The sequence below is a fragment of the Nostoc sp. DedQUE08 genome (assembly GCF_034530895.1).
Classification (GTDB): Bacteria; Cyanobacteriota; Cyanobacteriia; order Cyanobacteriales; family Nostocaceae; genus Nostoc.
This window is the reverse complement of sequence record NZ_JAVRCD010000025.1, coordinates 39,194-60,140: the sequence shown is the minus strand read 5'-3', so window position 1 is coordinate 60,140 and position 20,947 is coordinate 39,194. Positions and strand designations below refer to the sequence as shown.

Genomic DNA, 20,947 nt, shown 5'->3' with positions numbered 1-20,947 from the left:
TGTAAACTCGATAAAACCTGGTCAACCTCGACCAGGTTTTTGGCATTTTATTGTAATATGATTTTCTCAGTACGGCAGAGATTATGGGTGGGGCTTTGTTGGGTTGAGCGACAGATAAACCCAACCTACATCAGTATAATTTTTAGTCTTAGCTGAACTGTATTAAAGCGTATTGGACTCTAGCTAATTTTCCAGCAGCGAATAAAATAAGACAGCAACATATCCTGCGAGGAAAATTTGATGAAAAATTATCGCTTTTTAACTAAGATTACTACAATTATGATTGTAGCTGCACTTTCTTTTTCTTGTAAATCTTCTGTTAGTAAAAATGCAGAACAGGCAAAAGCAACTGAGAAACCGAAGCCAGAACAAAATCTTATCTATGGCGATTTAATTATTAAAGAACAATCAGATTATCTAATGATTCCTGTTAGTCTTGCAGAACAGAATGAAGATAAAGGAGTTGATTTAAACCTTTCACGTTCTTATGAAAAGGAAAGAAATAATCAATTGTATAACATCATCTTTTATCAAAAGCAAGGTGGTGAAGCTCATCTTTTATTAAATAAAAAAGCCATTGTCGCTTCCTTCGATTTATTGGAAGTAAAAGCGGCTAACAAGCCTAATACAAGAGTTTGGTTATATAAAATCATTGACCAAGATACAAATATAGATAAAAAACTTAATAGCGAAGATGCTACTATTGGCTATCTTTCTGATATATCAGGTAAGAACCTCCAGCAAATTACCCCAAATAATACTCGAATCATCAGTTGGGTTGTTGTTCCAGGTCAAAATGCAATTTTTCTAAAAATTCTTAAAGACTCGGATAATGATAAAAAGTTTACAAAAGAAGATAAAACAAATTTTGTGAGGGTTAACCTCGATAAAATCGGTATGGGAACTGAGATTATTAGTGACCAAATAGAGCAAGAAATTAAATCTTACGTTTTTAAATAATTAAATAAGTGTATTTTAAACTTGACAGGGCAAATTTTAGCTGGTAATGAACCGCTAAAATTCCTTTGCTCTTTAGCGATCGCCTTTTCTACAGGTGGATTCGTTCATATTTTGATAGCCATCAACAAAAATTGCCAAAACTAATCCATAAACTTGACAATTATTCGTAGATTACGAGTAACATTGAAAACATATAATTTACGACGCAAAACACAAGGTAATGTCTGAGGAGAACTATGTAAGTAACTTCTGGCGCTCGCATAATTTTCGCTTGGAGCCTTGGGGGAATGACTATGAGCCGCCAATTCAAATCAGTGATGAACTTTCGCTCTCTGAAAGCGATGTTAACCCGACAGTAGAGACTGAGAATTGGGAATGTTTTCAGTCGCCTGAACCGCGATCGCTACCTAATCGCCTTATCTTTATTGATGGGCGTCGTCGCCTGGATGCTGGACTCGTTGGTGGCAATGGCAACACCATAATATACGGTGTGTTTGGAACAATTGCTGTGGGTGCGGTGGTAGTAGATAAAACTATTCCCAAGGCGAGTTGCATTGAAATTGATGTTCGTCGAGTTTTGGGTTTTGGCGGTGAGCAAGAGGCTGTATCAACATCCATCCCTTGTCCTTTAGGAAGTAAAGCAGAATTACTCTACAAAGCAATTAAAAGCAATCAACCAAATACTCCTGAAGCTCGAAGTGCAATTGTTCAAAATGCCATGCTAGCCGCAGAAGAACAGCTAGTAAGCAAACTAGATATAAAAGATACGAATACTTTGGTAATTCGAGATGGAGCATTACGATATGAATCTCCAACTTTTACCTTGGGCTACATTAAGACAATGCATAAACAATACTTGTCTGAAAAATATGCTGCCCTTCTGTGGAAATTATTACCAGGACAACGCACGCCTATTTTTAATATTAAAGATAGATTGCAATACTCATGGTATTTAAAATCTGGTAATTATCAACATTCCCCACAACAACTCGGCTACCACGATTTACATGGTATTGTGCGCCTGGAATTATCTAGCAAAATTGACATTGAAAAAGCTCAAGAAATAGCCAATCAAACTTGCTATTTAATTCCCAATTATGCTTCCCATCCATCACGAGATCCGCGCGCGCCACAAAACCTCGCACCTGTTAGCGCTTTGGAACGGGAATTAGGCAGAAGAATGGGTGATGCAATACTAATTAAGCGGCGGCTGCAATGTTTTCTGGCATCTTTTGGAGGTAATAAATGATATCTTCTGAACCAATCGGTTTTGTACTTGGTACTCAAGAAGCTACTCCTTTGGAATTTTGGATTGCAGTGGATGTCAAAAAAGTTTTACGGCTAGATGATGTTGTAGAGGTGCAAACTCAACGTCCTGATGGTGCGGGAATTGTGCGTTTTTACGGTGTGGTAGACTATGTTCGCACTCAATACGAAGGAGCGCAGTTTGATACTGATACTTTTTTAGTTGCCAAAGAAGGTATTTTACCAATAAATATTTCTTACACTGCTCACGTCCAAGTCACAAGAATTGAGCCAGAAGAGTATTTACCTCCACAACCGGGCGATCCGGTTCGCCTAGCTGTAGATAAGCAGTTAGCATCGGCATTATATTTTGACAGCATGGATACCCCAATTCCGGCTGGTATTATGAATAACGGCAATGCGGCTTATTTTAACTACTCATTTATCAATGGTGAAAAAGGCGCTCATGTAAATATCTCTGGTGTTTCTGGTGTGGCTACTAAAACATCTTACGCTTTGTTTTTACTATATTCAATTTTCAATTCTCCGGCTTTAGGTTCTTACAAAGCTAATACGAAAGCACTGATTTTCAATGTTAAGGGTGAAGATTTATTCTTTTTAGACAAGCTGAATCAAATTTATGGTAATTCAGGAAAAGAAAAAGATAAAAATAAATATGAAATTTTAAAATTGCCAGTACAACCTTTTAAAAGTGCAAGTTTTCGGGCTGCGCCAAAAAGAGATTCTCGGACTGTTGACTCTGACTTAGAACAGCGTTCTGAAGGGATATCAGTTTATTTGTGGAGTATTCGGGAACTGTGCCGCGATCGCCTGTTTCGGTTTTTGTTTACTGGTGAAGATTTAGACCGAGGAAATTTATCCTATTTAGTGACGACGGTAGAAGAACGATTAGCACGGGTAGCAGAAGAAAATGACCAGAACGATCGCAACAGTCGGCGCAAAGTCCAAGCTCATTTAGAAGTAGAAGCCTTTGGAGAAGAGAATAAAACAAAGATTAAGACATTTAGAGAATTAATTGACTTTTTAGAAGACAAACTGCTTAACGATGAAGATAGAGAAGAAAATAGGCGTTGGTTAGGACGAAATGTCCCAGCTACAGCAGAAGCAATGATTCGGCGTTTGTACGGTATCAGTAGTGAAGTTAGCCATTTAATTCGCGGTGATTTATCACCAGATGAAGTTGCTAAATACCAACTCAATCCAATAGCTTCAGATGCTCAACTGACTGTCACTGATATCCACAAACTCAGTGCCCGTGCTCAAAAATTTGTTGTGGGTGTTTTACTACAAAAGCTATTTTTTCAAAAAGAGAAGCAAGGAAGAGAACCTGTTGTTTTTATTGTCCTTGATGAGTTGAACAAATACGCGCCTCGTGATGGACGTAGCCCGATTAAAGATTTACTGGTAGACATTGCAGAACGCGGGCGATCGCTAGGAATTATCTTAATTGGTGCCCAGCAAACAGCCTCAGAAGTCGAACGGCGCGTTGTGGGACAAGCGGCTATTCGTGTTGTCGGGAGATTAGATTCAGCAGAAGCAGAACGTCCAGAATACAACTTTCTGACGGGTTCTTGTCGCAAGCGAGCTTTATTTCTAAAATCTGGCACAATGTTTGTGCATCAACCAGAAGTCCCCGCCCCAATTTTAGTTAACTTCCCCTTCCCCGCTTACGCCACTCGCAAAGAAGAAGTGTTTTTAAGCCAAGCAGAAATTACCAGCATCGAAGCTGATATTGACCGTTTTTAGGAGGAATTGTGCGTTTAATTCATACATCTGACTGGCATTTGGGGCGTCACCTCAAAGGCAAGGATCGTACCCCGGAAATTGAATTTGCTCTTCAGGAACTTTTACGACAAGCCAAAGAATTAGAAGTTGATGCGGTGTTAATCGCAGGCGATATTTTTGAAACTCCTAATCCTCCATCTGATGCTGAATGAGTTGCGTATCAGTTTTTTGAGGGGTTGCGAAATGCCAAAATCCCAGCAATTGCGATCGCAGGTAATCACGATTCTGCTTCCCGCTTTGATGGGATCGCTAATCTCTTGTCTTTAGCTGGCGTGCAGATTTTAGGGAAACCTCGTCGCGTCAACCAAGGAGGTTTGATTACCCAAGAAACGCTCAATGGCAAATTGCGTGTAGCTGCAATGCCTTTTGCTTCAGAACGGCGACTATTGACAGTTGAAAATCTCTGGACAATGGATGAATTGCAGCAAATACAGCACTACAGAGACAGGGTAGACTACTTGCTCAAAAATTTAGCTGGCGGCTTTCAAGATGATAGCGTTAATATCCTCATGGCTCACCTGACTATCGATGGTGCTAGGTTAGCTAACTCCGAAGCCCGTCATCACACCAAAGAAACCTACGCCTTGGCTGGACAAAGCCTACCCGCTGAAGCTCAGTATATAGCTCTCGGACACATCCATAAATCTCAAGAAATTCCAATTGCAGCTCCTACTTACTATTCAGGTTCTTTGATTCAAGTGGACTTTGGCGAAGCTGAAGAAGATAAGGGATTTTATCTGATTGATGTTGAACTTGGTTCTCCCGCCAAAAAACCAGAGTTTATATCTATCCCCTGTCAAAAACCTTTGAACATAGTCGAATGTGAATTGAGCAATTATGAAGAAAAACTAGAACCACAACGCAATCACCCAGGCTATCTGAAGGTAATTATCAACTTGCAAACACCTCAAATGGGGTTAGCTGACAAAATTCGGAAAATTTGTGGCGATAAAGTGCTGCAAATTGAGCCACGTTTTCCAGAAGTGGAATCAAAGCAAGAAAAATCTGTAAATCGCGAAGAGTTCGATCCAGTGGAAGAATTTAAACGCTACTTCCAAGAAGAATTAAACACAACGCCTCCTCTTGCCGTTGTAGCAAAATTTGAAGAACTATACAAGGAAATTAAGGAAAACCAAGATGCGACCGCTTGAACTGACTTTAGAAGGTTTTACCAGTTTTCGCAATCAGACAAAGATTAACTTTGAGAAGTTGGAAGTATTCGCTATTACTGGCCCAACAGGCGCAGGCAAATCATCTTTACTCGATGCGATGACTTTAGCATTATATGGGAAAGTAGCAAGAAAAACTCAACCCAAAGAATTATTGAGTCAGGGGAGTTTAAAATTACAGGTATCATTTCGCTTTTTAGTAAATGAAACGGAGTTTTTAGTCTTTCGCTCATGGTTATATCGTACTAGAACGTCCCAGCTTACTTTTAAGTTAGAAAAGCGGATAAATGGCGAGTTTCAACCTTTTGGAGAACAAAAGTAAGCAGAGATTAATGCCGTTATCGAGAAAGTTTTAGGAATGAATTTTGAAACTTTTACAAAAGTTATTTTGCTTCCTCAAGGTCAATTTGATGAGTTCCTCAAAGGTAAAAGTACTGAACGGCGTCAGATTTTAAGCAATCTGGTTGGATACGAAAAAATTTTTCCAGATATGTGTACGCAGGCTGGGAAGCAAGCTAACTTTCTTGAAGGTGAATGTAACGTAATTCAAGAACAGCTAAAAAATCTGGATTTCTCATTAGATTTAGAACTGAATTCTCAACGACGCGATCGCTCTGAGTTTCTCTCACAAGAATTACTTAGATTACATGAAGCAGTTACCAAAGCACAAACAGGTTTAGCCGCAGAAAAAGAATTATTACAACATCTGAAAGCTTTAGCAGATTGGCAAGAGCAACTTGAGGAATTAAATAAACAAGCTATAAACATAAGTAAATTAAAACAGCAATTAGAACAAGCGCGAGTTGGCGATCGCTTATCAGCCATCTGGACATCAGTCAATTTGGCTCGCAATCAATATGACAAAACTCATGCTGATGTTGAGATTGCTGCCAAAGCTTTGATTGAGAAACAATCAGCTTTTAAAATTCAAGAAGATAAATTCAATCAAGCACAAGCCTACCACACTGAAATTGCACCTCAGCTAAAACAGCGAGAAGAAGCTCTTACTACTGCCAAAATATATGAACAACAGCGTCGTCAAATTAACAATGAAGTAAAGAGGGTAGAAGAAGTATTAGCAGATAAAGTCAAGCTTTTAACTGAGGCTGATAAAGCTGTCAAAAAAGCTGAAGCTGAATTAATGCAAAAAAATCAGATATTGACTAGAGTTAATAATGAAATGTCTCTATATTCCTCTGGTGGTGAGAGATTAGAGCAGCTTAATCAAGTTACACCTCTACTAATTAAATGGGAAGGAGTTCAAAAGCAAGTTGAAAGCGATCGCACCAAACTACAACAAATTACTCAAGAGTTAATCACCACTGAGTCTGATTATCTGTCTGCTATTTTAAATTTCCAAAAATCTGAAGCAGAATGCGAGCAATCTCGTGTTGAATTAGATACTGCTAGACAAAACAATTATGCTGCGGCTTTACGTGCATTGCTACATACTAACGATGATTGTCCAGTTTGTGGTGGAGTTTGTCCAGAAGCCCACTTATTACCACAACTAGAATCTTCTGATAATATCGAAACGCTAGAAAAACGTGATCGCGCTGCTGAACAAATCCGTCAAAAAGCTGCTGATACTAAAACTAAAGTTGAAACAATCAGGGATAATCTAAAAAAACAAGAAATTGAATGTCGTCAAATATTAGCAAAAAAAGAAGCCGATCTGAAGGCAGAAACACAACAAATTATTGTTATCTTAAAAACAGACAAATGGAAAGTTAAAGTACTTGAACAGGAACGCCAAGCATTACATGAAAGTGACGCTAAGTATCAACAATGTTTAAGAAATAAAGAGAAAACAGTTACAGAAGTTCAAGTAAGCGAACAAAATTTAAAGTCTGCAACAAGTAATTTATCAGATAAGCAAACCCAACATCAAGATGCAGCACATGAAGTAGAACGTCAAAAAACACAACTTCAGGAAATATCAGACAAACTATCCAAACTTACTGGAAGTGAGTCTTACGATCATTTATTCCAAAAGCTAGAACGAGATAAACAAGAGTTAGAGCATCGTATTCAGCATCAAACCCATAACTATCAAACTGCTCGCGATGAATTTCGGCAAGCTCAACAAAGTGATGTCAAAGCAAGAAAAGACTTTGATTTAGCTTCTACTGAAAAACAACACCTAGAAACTGAATGGCAGACTAGTTTACTATCTGTAAACTTTACAGAAAAAATATTTCAACAATCTAAAGTAGATCCAGAATTACAAAATCAATGGCAGCAAAAAATTGAAGATTACAAGACTAATAAAATTGAGTTGCAAACTAACGTTCAGCGAGAAACTGATGCAATTGGTGACAGAACTACTAAGGCAGAAATAATTGCACAGTATGAAAAAATTGTAGCTGATGCTGGAGAAAAATATAAACAAGCACAAGATGAATACAACGATTTAAAACTTGTGATTGCTAAAGCTGAAGAACAGCAAGAGCAAGTAGAGAAATTGCAAGCACAACTATCTAGCAAACAACAAGAGCTAGGAATATATAAAATTTTATCCAAAGAGTTGAGATCGGATCGATTTCAAGACTATATTCTCCAGCATTTTGAGCGAGAATTAGTAGAACAAGCAACAGTGTTTCTGCTCGAACTTACAGAACAGCGATATGCATTGAAATACGAAAAAAAAGACTATAAAGTAGAAGATAACTGGAGTGGTGGCGAATCGAGACGAGTGCAAACACTATCTGGTGGTGAAACCTTTGCTACTTCTTTATCACTGGCTCTGGCACTTTCAGAAAAGTTGTCTAGAGGAGCTAAGTTAGGCAGTCTGTTTATAGATGAGGGATTTGGAACATTAGATGCCGAAACTCTGCAAAGTGTCTCAAATATTCTACTGTCTTTGGGAAAACAAGAGAGACTGGTTGGCGTAATTACTCATGTTCCCGCTTTGGGAGAGGAGTTAGGAACACAAATCAAAGTAGAAAAGTTTTTAGAAGGCTCGCGGATTGTTGTAACAGGGATTTCAGCTTAATGGTAGTTTTCTTTTTTATCTAACTATCTTTTTGATAGAAAAATTTACAAGTAGAGACGCAATAAATTGCGTCTCTCAACATCATTTTCTAATGAGATTTAATCTCCCTAGTCAATAGACAAAACCCAATCGTGTAAAAGTTGGTTTACTTTATCAGGTACTTCGTCGTGGGGACAATGACCTGCTGTTAAAAAATGCTCTGTCAATTCCGGGCAATATTGACGAAACTTTCGAGAACGTTCTCTAGCATTCATCCACGGATCGGCTTCTCCCCATAACATCAACAGAGAACAAGTTAATTGCTTTAATAGTACATCAACTTTTTCCCCTTGAGGACTGCTAAAAACTGAAACAAATACATCCAACGCACCCGGATCAAAAGCAGGGCGAGAAATTTCTTCTACCAATTGATCTGTAACTGCACTTTTATCAAGATATACCTTTTCTAAGGTTTGGCGAATTACCCAACGTTGTCGCACATATTGAAATAACACAAACTGAGCTAAAGGTTGTTGAAAAATCCATTTAACTGAGTCACCCAGAAGTTTCTCTAAAGAAGAGGGTTTTTTGGGTGGCTGAATTTCGCTTTGCAAAGCTTCCGGTTCCGATGTCATCTGGCTTTCGCTAAAAGGCCCAGCACTATTGAGCAACACTAATCCAGCCGCACTGTCAGGACGTTGGGCTGCAACACATAAGCAAGCATAACCACCAAGAGAATTACCTGCTAATACTGCTTTTTCACCAATCACTTCGCTGATAAAATCATGGAGTTGGTCGCGCCACAAGTCGCCACTATACTGCAATTTTGGTTTTGCCGATCGCCCGAATCCCAAAAGGTCGATCGCAAATACTTCAAAATCTTGACACAATCCTGTGATATTCTTGCGCCAGTGGTCTGTGGAAGCACCAAATCCATGTACCAAAAGCAAAGGCGGACGTTGCGTTTGTTTCTCTCCCGCACGCACGTAGTAAACGTTGTGCCCGCGCCACTGCCAATATTTGCCAGGAATTGGAGTTGTAGAGGAGGCTGTAGTTGCCTGCATGATTTAAAGAAATGTTAAGGAGCTTTTAATAATTGTAGGCTACCTGAGGGGATTGGGGCAGGGGAGCAATCAATTCAAAATTCAAAATTCAAAATTCAAAATTAAAGAACTCCTGCCTTCTGCCTCCTCTTTCCCAATGACAAATGACTAATGATTAATGACTAATGACAAATGACAAATGACAAAAAAAATTACAGGCAAAACTAAGCTACTAGGGGTAATTGGGCATCCGGTGGAGCATTCGCTGTCGCCAGTGATGCATAATGCAGCGATCGCACAATTAGGATTAGATTACGTTTATCTGCCTTTTGCGATTGAACCACAGAATTTAGAGGTGGCGATCGCAGGTTTTGCTGCTGTTGGGGTTGTCGGCTTTAGTGTGACAATACCTCACAAACAGGCAATCATTCCCCTACTCTCAGAAATTACACCCCTGGCTCAAACTATTGGAGCCGTGAATACTGTTAGCCGCCAAAATAACAAATGGGTAGGCACAAATACAGATATAGAAGGATTTATTGCCCCTTTGCAGACAACATATAAACAAGATTGGAGTCAGAAAGTAGCGGTAATTTTAGGCAATGGTGGTGCAGCAAGAGCTGTTGTCGCAGGTTGTACTCAGTTAGGTTTTGCCCAAATTCATGTTGTTGGGCGCAATATGCAGAAATTAGAAGAATTCCGCAATAGTTGGAGCAATTCACCCCTTGCTGAGAAATTCCAGGTTCATCAATGGGAGAAATTACCAGAACTAATTCCTCAAGCAAATCTGCTGGTAAATACAACTCCGATTGGGATGTATCCCAAAGTCGATGAATCGCCTTTGAATGTAGAAGAAATTGCGAATTTACCAACGGGTGCGATCGCTTACGATTTAATATATATTCCTAAACCAACGCAATTTCTCCAGCAAGCACAAAAACAAGGTGCAATTGCGATCGATGGATTAGAAATGCTAGTTCAACAAGGGGTAGCAGCATTAAAAATCTGGTTGCAGCAGGAAACTTTGCCTGTAGAAGTGATGCGTCAAGCATTACAAAATCACCTGGGTTTGGGAAAATGAAACGTTCTATAGAACTCCTACTTGCTTATTTCGGTGCGTAATTGATTCCTTAAAAATCAATACAGTTCAAAATGAGCAACAAAATCCAGATGTAGAGACGCGATTTATCGCGTCTTAAAAGACCAATTATCTACACCAACAACCCTTAACCCAAGCGTGTTGCCTTAAAAATCTCATTAGGAAATACGTATCTACGGACGTGTAATTACTTGGTTAGCAAACCAAGAAAGTATAAAAACTCTAGTATATTTTCGCCTATCAATTTAGCATTAGCCCCAATAGGATGTAGCGGAATACATATCACTCGCCAGATTAACAGGTGCGTTCTTAGCTAAATGACTATTAAGAAACCTTTGCTAATCAAGCAACCGCAAGTTGGAAAGCTCATCCGTGAACTTCGTGGCATAACCGATCTTACCCAAGAACAGTTTGCAGCATCTTTAGGTATAACTTATTCGACGGTAAACCGTTGGGAGAAAGAATATACCAAGCCTTCATCTCTAGCTATGCAAAAGATTGAGGGGATGTTAAAGGAGATGGGCGAGCTGGGGCAGAAAGTGTCGGTGAAGTATTTATCGAATTAGAAAGCAGCCAGAGAGGCTTAATTGAAGTTACTTTCCCCCAATTAACAGGTTATCGCTACGACATAACCACAAACAATTCAATTCTAATTTTAGCGATGTTTGCAGATATGCATATTCTGCGGATTACTCAACCTTTGAGTTTGAGTTTACCGTAGCCGATATTTTTTGCACTTTTGAAGACGAGTTTAGCTTAAAAACGCGCAAAAACTCCCAAAATTTTTTTCTTAATTGAACAGCCAATACTTTTCAGTCAACCTTATCTAGGACTGTACAATGTTTGATTACTCTACCCCCGCTTTAGCTACATATCTTAATATTTCTTCGCCAAGAGCAGCTTGCACTAACGGCAGCAAAGTTGCGGTTATCAATACTGAAGGTGTATGGGAAGTAGAAAGTAATGGGACGAAAAAACTAATCCCAAACTCTAATTATGATGCTCGTGACATAGTAGCAATTGACGGCAAAACTTATGTCTTAGCTGTTCCAACAGGACTAGTAAAAATAAAAACTGACGGAACTAAGCAAAAAATAGTTAGCAACAAAGCTAATTCAAAGACACGGGTAAAATTTTTGCAAGATTGGATTATTTACCAGTCTGCAAATACTCTATCAATTTATGATAAAAACCTCAACTTTAAAGCCAAACAGAGCTATGGCGTAACTGAGGTAATGGATTTTGAGTATAAAAACGGGTATCTCTATACTAGTGGCTACCAGCAACAAAAGAGGTTAGGTATTCCCGTCCAGGTAGCTTTTCTTTACCGAATGGTTTTCGATGGAGCAAAAATATTTGCTTTGGCAAATTTAGCAGGAAATAACCAAGGCAAACTTTGGGGCTACAATTCTGCCGATCTTGCTCACGATATGGCAGACACAAGACTTAACCGATTACATATTGTTGAAGACAAGCTTTATGTCCTTGGTTCAGTTTATGGGGGTAACTCAATCTACAGGTGGAATGGCAAAGACTTATTAACAAAGACTTTGATTACCACAGACAGCTATACCAATGCTGCACAAACCCGTGATGAGACAAAGGTTTATATAGGAACTGTTAATCTGACTAATTTTACTGTCGAGCGTGGACAGCTAAGTATTCCAAGAAAGCCTACAACTGCCGGGATGGGAGACGGCAGTAGCAATTTCCCTAAAACTATTTACTCAGATGGCAGTAAAATTTTTGTGGGTTCTTCTGCTGCTTATGCGATCGCCAATAGAGATAATCAAACCTTCATGGGTAAACCCATCTCGCCTTACCGTGGAGATGCATCTCTTTTAGTTGTCTCCAAAAACCTAATGACTCGCCACGCTTGGGTAACACCGGGAAATGGTGAAGTATTGCTATTTACTGATAAGTTTGCAGTAATCAAAACAGATAATAAAAAAAATGACTTGGCTACAAATGTAGGAACTGCCCAAACTTTACCAACAAATACTTATTTCGTTAGGTTTTAATAGAGCAACTAGATTGTAGAGAATATCGTTGCTCAATTCTTTTTTGCAGAAAACTATCAGCCAATACAGTTCAGATAAACCCAAAACCCGGATGTAGAGACGCGATTTATCGCGTCTGGAAAGACCAATTATCTACACCAAGACCCCTTAAACTAAGCGTATTGAACTATACGCAAGATTAATTATTAGTTTTTTGTTGGCGTAGAGTTTACGCCAACAAGTTAGTTTTTTATCCAAAGTCTAATACGTACTTTATATCTTAACGATAATTGCATAGCAGGCTATTAAGCTAAAAGTTTTACCCTGTCTCATCTAACTCTTATTCGATGCAGGATATATTATTTTAACCATTGAGGACAAGTATAGTTCTTGTCCTTTATTTTTTTGAGAAAGTTTTCGCCACAGACTGCATTTTATTCAAGGTAATATCAATAAATTTTAATAGCCTCTTGTTTTTTAGCACAATTTATGTAAATCTCATAACTGTATAATACGGTAAGACTATGTACTTATCGTATTATACCGAAAAATTAGGTGGGTTAGCCAATAAACTCAAAATTTAGTGCCAAGTAAACTTTTTAGGAGATGTAATCGTGAATACATATCAATCGGAGTCAGGCAATAGTTCGACTTCGCAACTGAATTTAGAGACTGATGTTCTAGTCATAAGCGGCGATCCATCAGCAACTTGGGCAACTTGGAATGCTGCTGCTCAAGGGGTAAGAGTGATACTCGTAGATAAAGGCTACTACGGTACCAGTAGAGCAACAGCATCTTCTGGTACTGGTTGCCTCGTAGATGACGAAGGGCGTCCTAGTCGTCGCGCTATAAGAAGCTCATGATTATATGCGCTTGATACGTAATCTCCCCAGCTTCAAAGAGAGATTGAGGGTGAGGACATTTGATTTATACAAGAAGTCTATTCTGTAAGCTGCTAGTCAGGCAACTTTGCTGATTTCTAACCCTGGATTTGCATTTAATTTTGAGTAGACAAATTGGTAGCGATCGCGCTCATACACTTGCCTTTTTTCAACGGATTACTGCCCTCACAGGACGCGATACCATCGACAATATCCGTAATGAAAAGTTACTTAAATATGCACAAGTTAGAGATTTTCTTAACAAGCAGTATTAAGAGCGAATACTACCTGTATTTTAAAGATAGCGAAAGAATGAAGAATGACAATTTTGTTACTTTCTCTTTCCTAAATTAGGAGTTACTAAACTTAAACTTGAACATTCGTGGAGGTCAAATCATGTTTTCTGGAAAAATCGAAAAAGAATTTTTTAGTGAAGAAATTTGGTCAATTTGGCAAACAACTAAATTACCAGACCATCTACAGCTATTAGTGGATCGAGAACTAGGAAAACGCGATATCTGGGAATTGCAGTCTCAAAAGCCTGACGATCGGTCGATTTATCCAAATCTCTATGATGACTCTAGTCATTCAACAAATATTTAACAAAAGAGGTAGTTCTTGCGTAAGGCAGGATAGCATAGCGGTAGCGAGTCCGCCCACTCTGTAAGAGTTGCAAGCTAGCAAGAGCGTCGGCTGGAGGAATACTGCCCTACGCAAGAACTACTGCGATACCTACGACGGTAAATTCGGCTCTGTGAGTAAGGGTTTAAGTCTCCCAGCAAATTCAAAATTTGCTGGGAAACTATCAAGTGGTGGGTCTAAATTCCCCACTGATTGCATTCTGAATTTTGACTTCTCTATTTAATTAATGCAAAATCGAATTCATGCTGCAAATCCCTTCCCAATTTATTTTACGTAGCAAGAGAAGGAATCAAGATTAATGGCACATCTATTTGAACCATTCAAGATTCGTGAAGTTGTTTTTCGCAACCGCATCGCCGTTTCACCGATGTGTCAATATTCCAGTACAAATGGATATGCTAATGATTGGCACGTTATCCATTTAGCTTCTCGCGCAGTTGGCGGTGCAGGTATAGTGTTCACAGAGGCGGCAGCTGTAGAGCCGCGTGGACGCATTAGCCCGCAAGATTTGGGAATTTGGTCGGATTCACATATCGAAACTTTAGCCAAGACTGTGGCATTAATTCATAACTTTGGTGCTGTTTCAGGTATTCAACTTGCTCATGCGGGTAGAAAGGCCAGCACTGCCAAACCGAGTAAGGGAGGGAAAGCATTAGATGAATCTCAGGAAGGTTGGCGTCCCTTAGTTTCGAGTAGTGCGATCGCTTTTAGCCAAGATAGCCCAGTTCCAGAAGCCCTCAGTCTTGAGGGAATTCAAGAAATTATTGACGCTTTTGTTCAAGCAGCCAAACGTTCTCTCCAAGCTGGTTTCAAGGTAGTGGAAATCCATGCTGCCCACGGTTATCTACTGCACCAATTTCTTTCACCTCTTTCTAACCACCGTCAAGATGATTATGGTGGCAGCTTTGAAAACCGGACTCGTCTGCTCAGAGAGGTAGTTCAAGCAGTCCGAGAGGTTTGGCCTCAAACACATCCACTCTGGGTACGCATCTCCGCCACCGATTGGGTAGACAATGATGGCTGGGACATTGAGCAAAGTATTGCTTTAAGTGACAAACTCAAGTCTTTAGGAGTCGATCTCATCGATACTTCATCAGGCGGTACTATACCGGGCGTTCATATCCCAATTAAACCTGGTTATCAGACTCAGTTTGCCGAACGCATCCGCCGCGAAGCTAATATTCATACAGGAGCCGTGGGCTTAATTACATCCCCTGAACAAGCTGACGAGATTATTCGTACAGAAGTCGCTGATATAGTCCTGTTAGGACGCGAACTACTCCGCAATCCTTACTGGCCACACCTGGCAGCCAAACAACTGGGACACGATAAACTCTGGCCTGTTCAATACGATCGCGCTTGGCTGTAAGCTTTCCTCGTTCCCATACTCTGTAGATTAGTGACAACTTAAAGTAATAAACTTCTTGGCATTTGTCAGGAAAAGGGTAAGGGGAAAAGGGGAAAGGAACAATAAAAAACATGAGTCCCTTTTCCCGCCTCTTGCAAAAGTCATTTTTACAAGAGACTCCATGAGCGGAACTCACAAGGAACAATAAAAATATCTCTTCCCCAGTCCCCAGTCCCCAGTCCCCAGTCCCTATTTTTAAGGCAGGTCTGATGTACAATCAGGTGAATTGATTAGAGCAATTATTTGATGTTCTAGTAGAGTTTCACCCCTTGTTTATAAGCATCTACAAAACTCTTGTAGTCATATTCAACTTGAGTTGCATAGTCCACAGCAAAGTTAAAAATTTCGTCTTTGAATACAGCTTTATTACCACTCACAATATCAGTTACTTCTTTGTCAACGCTGACAGGAATAATCGCAGGATCGTAGTCTCGATCGGAGATTGCATGGTTTTTGGCAACCACCTTCCCTGCGTATCCCATCGCATCCATGAATTTTGACTTACTGGTTAACAACTTATAGTCAAAGTCCACTTGGTAGGGTGATTTTTCACGCACCATAAAGGGGATGCTACTGACAGTAGTATAACCAACCAAGGGATCGAGATTGGATAACATCGCTTTCGTAGTGATTGTCACCCTTGCCCCTTCTTGATTTCCGTAGACTGAACTCGGCAGGAAACCTGGAACTGCGATCGCCACTGCGCTACTGCCTTCCTGTTTCATCTCCAAAATGCGATCGTCGTCGCTTGCTGAACTTGGCCCCTCAATCAGCAAGTAATATCGGTACTTCCCAAGACTACCAACACCTGAACCTAATTTAAGCCGAATGTCCTTGAGGGTATAGTAACTGTCGTTGTAGCGCTTACTGATAGGAATTGAGGCGATATAGCTGCTCATAGCCCCAGCAATATCAGAATAGGTGCTGCTGGATACAGGCTGGAGTTCTGAGGCTGTCTTGAAGAGACGATTGTTACTGTTATTTAGCACTGTATACTTTTTTAAAAGCTTAGAACGGCTCTTATCTGATGCCTTTTGAATCAAATCTTTGACTACACCGTTCGTATTGCTGGATTCTAAACGGTATGACAGTTCATCATTGCTTCCCTTAAAGTCATTCATCTTGTTGAGGTAAGCATCCAAGAAGTTTCGCACAACATCCTCAGCATCCGTTGAATTAAAACCATTCTCTTTAGCTACCAACAAAATAGAGATTGCCATCCGTCGCAAGTCCCAAACGTAAGGGCCAAGATAGCCTTCATCAAAGTCGGTGGTATCAAAAACGTTGTTGTCTTTGCTATCTCTTATCGCTCCAAGATTTTGCAGATGCATATCTCCTTCTAACCAGACGGCTGAGGTTGAAGAGTTTACAAATCGTGAACTTGGTAAAGTCTGCATATCACGATAAAAAATGTGAGCCGTCCCCCGATAAAAGGTGAAAAAGCTATCTTTAGCTGTCATCTTTTGCATTTTCGTTGCCAGTTCTTGAGGCAATTGAGAAGCAAAGGGATGATTATATTGGTAAATTTCATTCACCACCCAACTTGAACGGGGAGTTGCAGCTTGAACTGGAGATGCAAACCCCAAAATTAAAATTAAGACAAATATGACGATTGCAGATATGTGGTTAGACATGATAGTTTTTGAGGCGTAAAAAAACTCTTGTGTAGAGAGAATCATTCAACAACAGTTTTTTACCACCTTGAGCCATACTTAACAAAGTGATTTAAAGCACAATGCAACAACTATTCACTCTCAAGTATGGAGAGGATTCAAAAAGGTAAAATTATAAAGAATCGTTACAACATAATCATGTCAACCATCCAAACAACTGTGGTTCTTGCGATGACGGCCGATGGAAAAATTAGTGCCGTAGATCCGAAAGCGCCTCGTGAACCCAATGTAGTCGATCATGCACACTTGGAGTATCAAGTCTCTCTTGCCGATCTATTGCTGGTAGGAGCAGGGACAATTCGGGCTGAGGGGGGAGCCTTTACAATTAGCGATCGCGAACTGTTGGCAGCACGTGAGGTTCGCGGCCAGTCTCCCCAGCCGATTACTTGCGTTGTTTCAGGTTCCCTTAACTTATCGCCGGACTTGCCTTTTTTGAGTCAGGACATTGAGCGATGGATATTTACCACACGGACTGCTTTAGAGCGCAGTTCTGATACAACAACTTTGCAAAAACTGGCTGAACTAATTGATTTGGGAGATACAGACCTAGACTGGGATCGGGCCTACACCTTGATGGCAGAGCGGGGTATTCGCAAAGTCGTTGCTTTGGGAGGTGGCTCTTTAACAGCTGCTCTAGTTCGGGCAGGGCGAATTGACGATTGGTGGTTGACCATTTGGCCGCTCATTTTTGGGGGAAAGCACGCCCCTAGCCCAGTGGAAGGAGAGGGTTTTCTTCCCTATGCTGCTCCTCATCTAGAACTTATAGAAACTCGTCAGGTTGGAAGCGATCTGTTTTTACACTACCGCACAATCAAGTGAAAACGCGCTGCCAGAATTTGGCACTACGATCCTTGATACTAGAAAGCAGGGGCAAAGGGGTGCTTTTGCCCACAATTTGACTCAGTTTGTACCTTTTACCCTACCCCTGCCTCTAATCAACCAGGAGGCCAATTTAACTGCCGTCCTCCCAAGATATGCAAATGTAAGTGATCGACTGTTTGACCGCCGTCATCACCAGCATTGATGACAACTCGATAACCATTTTTTAATCCAGCTTCTTCTGCAACACGTTTAGCAGTTAACAAAAGATGCCCCAACACAGCATGATCCTCAGATTCAGCCTCAGCTAGTGTCGCAATGGGTTTTTTGGGAATGATGAGGATGTGAACGGGTGCTTGGGGATGGATGTCTTTGAATGCTAGGGCTAAATCATCCTCATAAACAATATCAGCGGGAATTTCCCGACGAATGATTTTGCTGAAAATCGTTTCTGTAGTTTCACTCATGCCAATCTACCTACTAATCTGCTAGAGATTTTATATTAAGTCCGCCTAATTACTTATCATTGACAAAATTTGATTGTGCGGGTAATACCATTTTGGATTTTAGATTTTGGATAGTGAAACATCCATTGGATAAGTGTTTCAGTTTTCCATCTGTCGCAATCATTTTTCAAATTGGTATAACATCCCTATTTACTGTTCGGTTAGGTTTTTTCAGGAAAAAGCTATGAAAAAACCTGCTAATCTTTGAAAAAGACTAGCAGGTATGGCTTATCATCAATCGGAGCGGCGGGATTCGAACCCACGACCTCCACTACCCCAAAGTGGCGCGCTACCAAGCTGCGCTACGCCCCGGTCAGAATTCCTATCATATAACAAAACTGTAGGATTATCAAGAGGCAATTTTAAAAAACCTTAAGCATCCCACTAGCTTGCAGTAAATCTGGAACAGCAGAAGCATTCCATTTACCTTCTACACATCGCCCTGTATTCAAGATGAAGCGCAGACTGTAATCATCAGGATAGCCTTCCACTTCCATCCATAATAAATCGCTTTCGGCTTCACAAGTAATTTTTTCCTCTTCCATCAATTCAGTTGCGAGTTGCTTCATGGTGTCTGCTAGCTGTGCTAGTAGACGACAAAAATCATTTAACTCGGCTTCGGTTAATTCAATCGCCCAATCATCTGTACCAACTAAACCTTTAAACTCAGGTGTATCGGGGTTCCAGCCAATACGCCAACCCAATCCGGTTTTAACAACGCGTTCCATTCAAAGTAGGCTTGTGCATTCTCAGGTTAAAGTTTTAAAAGTTATCCGCCAACTGGTAATCACAAATCATACTTGAAAAATGCCGTGTTTCAAGCTTGACAAAAGTACACTTACATAAGATACGCTCATGTAGGCTTTGTTTGCGATCGCCCATAGTCATCTACAATTTGTAGGTGACGAAAATAACGTGAAAATAAGCTTTCCAGACATCAATTCTGAAAATTAAATCAAAAAATAATTACTAATTGCTAAAAAACTCCGGTTTTTTTGGCTTTGTGATGATAAATAAAAGTAATACTATTGAATCACGTGCTTCGTACCGCGAAGGATTACTGAAATTCTTCGCTGCTGTCTAGATGACTACTAAACATCAAACAACATCTGCTACCAATCAGTTTTTTGCTGGGGATGCTTCTTTGCTACAAAAAAAGGCTCTACCACAAAACTTACTCTAGATGTATCTAAGTAACTATGCTGATAAAGTGTAAAGATGTCACGGTATCTGGCAGCCAATTTTAAAGGAATCGCAAAGGACTTGGTGCCAATTTGGCAAGTTTTTCTCCAAAATATGAGATATTAGTAGATTGTAGAAATCTTTATTCTTATTCACATCTCTCTTTTTGCATTAGTTCCTATCTACTAAAACTCTTAAGACCAAGCAAATTTGACACGATAAGTTTAAGTAATTTAATGAAGTAGGAAATAATACATGGTATTATCACTGTCTTCTCATAACGTTATCCAGTATCTGCAAGACGCGGGTCTGTGTAGCTCAGAAGATGGCCCATCAGACAAATCTGAGTTGCCAGGAAGTAGTCAGAACAATTTCAATTTACTAGTGACTTTAGCAGATAATCACCAACTGCTGATTAAACAAGAACGTAACGTTAACAACAATGACGGCGCGCCTCATGAATTGTTTCAGGAGTGGCTGTTTCACCAGTTGTTACAACAGTTTCCAGTTCTAGGTAATACTTCAGCAATTGCGCCATTGGTAGTGCATTTTGACGAAGAAAATTCAATTCTTGTCCGTAGCTACTTGAATGAATATCTAGAGCTTGCAGAATTATACCACAACAATGAGATTTTTCCACAAGAAATTGCTTCTGCCATCGGCATAACTTTGGCGGGACTGCATCGCGCCACCTACAATCGCCGAGAATATCAGGATTTTATGGCAACTGCTCCCCAAGGAGAGTTTCGCTACGGGTTTTACAATCCAGCGCAAGGGGTAGGGTCGATTGGACCGGAGATTTTTGCGACCGTTCCCACGGATGCACTAAAATTCTATGTTCTTTATCAACAGTACGAGAGTTTGTCATCTGCGATCGCAGATTTGGCATATAGCTGGAATCCTTGTTGTTTAACTCATAACGACCTGAAATTGAACAACATTTTGGTTCATTCCAGATGGGAGCAATTAGACAATTGTCTTATACGACTAATTGACTGGGAAGCTTGTTCTTGGGGAGACCCAGCCTTTGATTTAGGAACTTTACTGGCAAGCTATTTAGGAATTTGGCTTAAGAGTCTGGTAGTAGACCCCACCATTGAGTTAGAAGAATCTCTACATTTGGCGTTAACACCGTTAGAGATTTTACAACCTTCAATTATTGCCTTAATTAGGGCTTATATAAATGCTTTCCCAATGATTTTGGAATACCGCAGTGACTTTATTTCGCGGGTTATCCAGTTTGCGGGGCTGGCATTAATTCATCAAATTCAGGAGATGATTACCTGCCGTAAACATTTTAATAATGTTGAACTCTGTATGCTGCAAGTAGCTAAAAGTTTACTTGTAATGCCAGAGCAAGCTCTACTGACCATCTTTGGAATCTCAGAGTCAGAAATCCTGAATCCTGTGGCAAAGATTCATAAATTTCCTCAGCCTGTGAAAGAGCAGCAGTTACTTCGGATTTATTACGAGAAAACTCGGCTACGTGGTTGTTAGTAGTAGGGAGTAGAAAAATTTGAATCAGAACACACAATTCTGA

General features: G+C 40.0%; 19 protein-coding genes, 1 tRNA gene and 1 pseudogene. 16 read left to right on the top strand and 5 right to left on the bottom strand.

From position 1 onward, the window contains the following. Window positions 1-240 precede the first annotated feature (240 nt). The 7 genes and pseudogenes from RMY64_RS18025 to RMY64_RS17990 all read left to right on the top strand — a co-directional run bounded on the left by RMY64_RS18025 (window position 241) and on the right by RMY64_RS17990 (window position 8,175). Window positions 241-960 (top strand): hypothetical protein, encoded by a 720-nt coding sequence (locus tag RMY64_RS18025; protein ID WP_322670180.1) that lies wholly within the window; start codon window positions 241-243, stop codon window positions 958-960. A gap of 220 nt (window positions 961-1,180) precedes the next feature. Then, the gene (locus RMY64_RS18020; protein WP_322683669.1) at window positions 1,181-2,209 is read left to right on the top strand and encodes a hypothetical protein; all 1,029 of its coding nucleotides are present in this window, start codon (window positions 1,181-1,183) and stop codon (window positions 2,207-2,209) included. Continuing rightward, window positions 2,206-3,972 carry an ATP-binding protein gene (locus tag RMY64_RS18015; protein WP_322683670.1) on the top strand — a complete coding sequence of 589 codons (1,767 nt, stop codon included), beginning with the start codon at window positions 2,206-2,208 and terminating at the stop codon, window positions 3,970-3,972. Before RMY64_RS18020 ends, RMY64_RS18015 begins: the two co-directional genes overlap by 4 nt. An 8-nt stretch (window positions 3,973-3,980) precedes the next feature. After that, window positions 3,981-4,730, top strand: a pseudogene (locus RMY64_RS18005) (metallophosphoesterase family protein); the annotation flags it as partial. Next, entirely contained in the window at window positions 4,710-5,162 is a 453-nt protein-coding gene (locus RMY64_RS18000; RefSeq protein ID WP_322700777.1) for an exonuclease SbcCD subunit D C-terminal domain-containing protein, read from the top strand. The pseudogene RMY64_RS18005 and the gene RMY64_RS18000, both read left to right, overlap by 21 nt. Further along, on the top strand, window positions 5,149-5,502 hold the full coding sequence (locus RMY64_RS17995) for an AAA family ATPase (RefSeq protein WP_322700758.1): 354 nt from the start codon (window positions 5,149-5,151) through the stop codon (window positions 5,500-5,502). The genes RMY64_RS18000 and RMY64_RS17995 overlap by 14 nt, the downstream gene beginning before the upstream one ends. A 36-nt stretch (window positions 5,503-5,538) precedes the next feature. Continuing rightward, window positions 5,539-8,175, top strand: a complete 2,637-nt coding sequence (locus RMY64_RS17990; RefSeq protein ID WP_322700757.1) for an SMC family ATPase — start codon at window positions 5,539-5,541, stop codon at window positions 8,173-8,175. A 107-nt stretch (window positions 8,176-8,282) separates the two neighbouring features. Here the strand turns inward: RMY64_RS17990 and RMY64_RS17985 are convergent, their stop codons facing one another. Further along, window positions 8,283-9,218 (bottom strand): alpha/beta fold hydrolase, encoded by a 936-nt coding sequence (locus RMY64_RS17985; protein ID WP_322700756.1) that lies wholly within the window; start codon window positions 9,216-9,218, stop codon window positions 8,283-8,285. Window positions 9,219-9,396: 178 nt separating this feature from the next. On the opposite strand from RMY64_RS17985, the gene RMY64_RS17980 reads away from it, so the two are divergent. The 7 genes from RMY64_RS17980 to namA all read left to right on the top strand — a co-directional run bounded on the left by RMY64_RS17980 (window position 9,397) and on the right by namA (window position 15,188). Continuing rightward, window positions 9,397-10,278 carry a shikimate dehydrogenase gene (locus tag RMY64_RS17980; RefSeq protein WP_322700755.1) on the top strand — a complete coding sequence of 294 codons (882 nt, stop codon included), beginning with the start codon at window positions 9,397-9,399 and terminating at the stop codon, window positions 10,276-10,278. 335 nt (window positions 10,279-10,613) lie between these two features. Continuing rightward, the gene (locus RMY64_RS17975; protein ID WP_322675641.1) at window positions 10,614-10,862 is read left to right on the top strand and encodes a helix-turn-helix transcriptional regulator; all 249 of its coding nucleotides are present in this window, start codon (window positions 10,614-10,616) and stop codon (window positions 10,860-10,862) included. Between the two features lie 273 nt (window positions 10,863-11,135). Then, complete coding sequence (locus RMY64_RS17970) at window positions 11,136-12,317, top strand: hypothetical protein (protein ID WP_322700754.1); 1,182 nt, start codon at window positions 11,136-11,138, stop codon at window positions 12,315-12,317. A 593-nt stretch (window positions 12,318-12,910) separates the two neighbouring features. Then, on the top strand, window positions 12,911-13,159 hold the full coding sequence (locus tag RMY64_RS17965; RefSeq protein ID WP_322674867.1) for a hypothetical protein: 249 nt from the start codon (window positions 12,911-12,913) through the stop codon (window positions 13,157-13,159). Window positions 13,160-13,299: 140 nt separating this feature from the next. Beyond that, on the top strand, window positions 13,300-13,452 hold the full coding sequence (locus RMY64_RS17960) for a hypothetical protein (RefSeq protein WP_322700753.1): 153 nt from the start codon (window positions 13,300-13,302) through the stop codon (window positions 13,450-13,452). Window positions 13,453-13,573: 121 nt separating this feature from the next. Further along, window positions 13,574-13,780: a hypothetical protein gene (locus RMY64_RS17955; RefSeq protein WP_322683676.1), complete on the top strand. Its 207-nt coding sequence runs from the start codon at window positions 13,574-13,576 to the stop codon at window positions 13,778-13,780. 337 nt (window positions 13,781-14,117) lie between these two features. Then, entirely contained in the window at window positions 14,118-15,188 is a 1,071-nt protein-coding gene (gene namA, locus RMY64_RS17950; RefSeq protein WP_322683677.1) for an NADPH dehydrogenase NamA, read from the top strand. Window positions 15,189-15,478: 290 nt separating this feature from the next. Here namA and RMY64_RS17945 read toward each other — a convergent pair whose 3' ends face one another. Next, window positions 15,479-16,861: a DUF2252 domain-containing protein gene (locus tag RMY64_RS17945; protein WP_322700752.1), complete on the bottom strand. Its 1,383-nt coding sequence runs from the start codon at window positions 16,859-16,861 to the stop codon at window positions 15,479-15,481. A gap of 177 nt (window positions 16,862-17,038) precedes the next feature. On the opposite strand from RMY64_RS17945, the gene RMY64_RS17940 reads away from it, so the two are divergent. Beyond that, entirely contained in the window at window positions 17,039-17,719 is a 681-nt protein-coding gene (locus tag RMY64_RS17940; protein WP_322700751.1) for a RibD family protein, read from the top strand. 116 nt (window positions 17,720-17,835) lie between these two features. Here RMY64_RS17940 and RMY64_RS17935 read toward each other — a convergent pair whose 3' ends face one another. From RMY64_RS17935 to RMY64_RS17925, 3 genes are all read right to left on the bottom strand, one after another. Next, a complete protein-coding gene (locus RMY64_RS17935; RefSeq protein WP_322674861.1) occupies window positions 17,836-18,186 on the bottom strand; it encodes a histidine triad nucleotide-binding protein in 351 nt (116 codons plus the stop codon). 277 nt (window positions 18,187-18,463) lie between these two features. Then, window positions 18,464-18,537 (bottom strand) — tRNA-Pro (locus RMY64_RS17930). 50 nt (window positions 18,538-18,587) lie between these two features. Continuing rightward, window positions 18,588-18,953 carry a DUF1818 family protein gene (locus tag RMY64_RS17925; protein ID WP_322674860.1) on the bottom strand — a complete coding sequence of 122 codons (366 nt, stop codon included), beginning with the start codon at window positions 18,951-18,953 and terminating at the stop codon, window positions 18,588-18,590. A gap of 709 nt (window positions 18,954-19,662) precedes the next feature. Between RMY64_RS17925 and RMY64_RS17920 the strand changes: the two genes are divergently transcribed. Further along, complete coding sequence (locus tag RMY64_RS17920) at window positions 19,663-20,904, top strand: aminoglycoside phosphotransferase family protein (protein WP_322689331.1); 1,242 nt, start codon at window positions 19,663-19,665, stop codon at window positions 20,902-20,904. Window positions 20,905-20,947 lie beyond the last annotated feature (43 nt).

Coding starts and splice junctions, on each gene's coding strand:
- RMY64_RS18020 (WP_322683669.1), top strand. CDS start 1,181: ATGTCTGAGGAGAACTATGTAAGTAACTTCTGGCGCTCGCATAATTTT.
- RMY64_RS17970 (WP_322700754.1), top strand. CDS start 11,136: ATGTTTGATTACTCTACCCCCGCTTTAGCTACATATCTTAATATTTCT.
- RMY64_RS17955 (WP_322683676.1), top strand. CDS start 13,574: ATGTTTTCTGGAAAAATCGAAAAAGAATTTTTTAGTGAAGAAATTTGG.
- RMY64_RS17935 (WP_322674861.1), bottom strand. CDS start 18,186: ATGAGTGAAACTACAGAAACGATTTTCAGCAAAATCATTCGTCGGGAA.
- RMY64_RS17945 (WP_322700752.1), bottom strand. CDS start 16,861: ATGTCTAACCACATATCTGCAATCGTCATATTTGTCTTAATTTTAATT.
- RMY64_RS17980 (WP_322700755.1), top strand. CDS start 9,397: ATGACAAAAAAAATTACAGGCAAAACTAAGCTACTAGGGGTAATTGGG.
- RMY64_RS17995 (WP_322700758.1), top strand. CDS start 5,149: ATGCGACCGCTTGAACTGACTTTAGAAGGTTTTACCAGTTTTCGCAAT.
- RMY64_RS17925 (WP_322674860.1), bottom strand. CDS start 18,953: ATGGAACGCGTTGTTAAAACCGGATTGGGTTGGCGTATTGGCTGGAAC.
- RMY64_RS18015 (WP_322683670.1), top strand. CDS start 2,206: ATGATATCTTCTGAACCAATCGGTTTTGTACTTGGTACTCAAGAAGCT.
- namA (WP_322683677.1), top strand. CDS start 14,118: ATGGCACATCTATTTGAACCATTCAAGATTCGTGAAGTTGTTTTTCGC.
- RMY64_RS17920 (WP_322689331.1), top strand. CDS start 19,663: ATGGTATTATCACTGTCTTCTCATAACGTTATCCAGTATCTGCAAGAC.
- RMY64_RS18025 (WP_322670180.1), top strand. CDS start 241: ATGAAAAATTATCGCTTTTTAACTAAGATTACTACAATTATGATTGTA.
- RMY64_RS17940 (WP_322700751.1), top strand. CDS start 17,039: ATGTCAACCATCCAAACAACTGTGGTTCTTGCGATGACGGCCGATGGA.
- RMY64_RS17985 (WP_322700756.1), bottom strand. CDS start 9,218: ATGCAGGCAACTACAGCCTCCTCTACAACTCCAATTCCTGGCAAATAT.
- RMY64_RS17990 (WP_322700757.1), top strand. CDS start 5,539: ATGAATTTTGAAACTTTTACAAAAGTTATTTTGCTTCCTCAAGGTCAA.
- RMY64_RS17975 (WP_322675641.1), top strand. CDS start 10,614: ATGACTATTAAGAAACCTTTGCTAATCAAGCAACCGCAAGTTGGAAAG.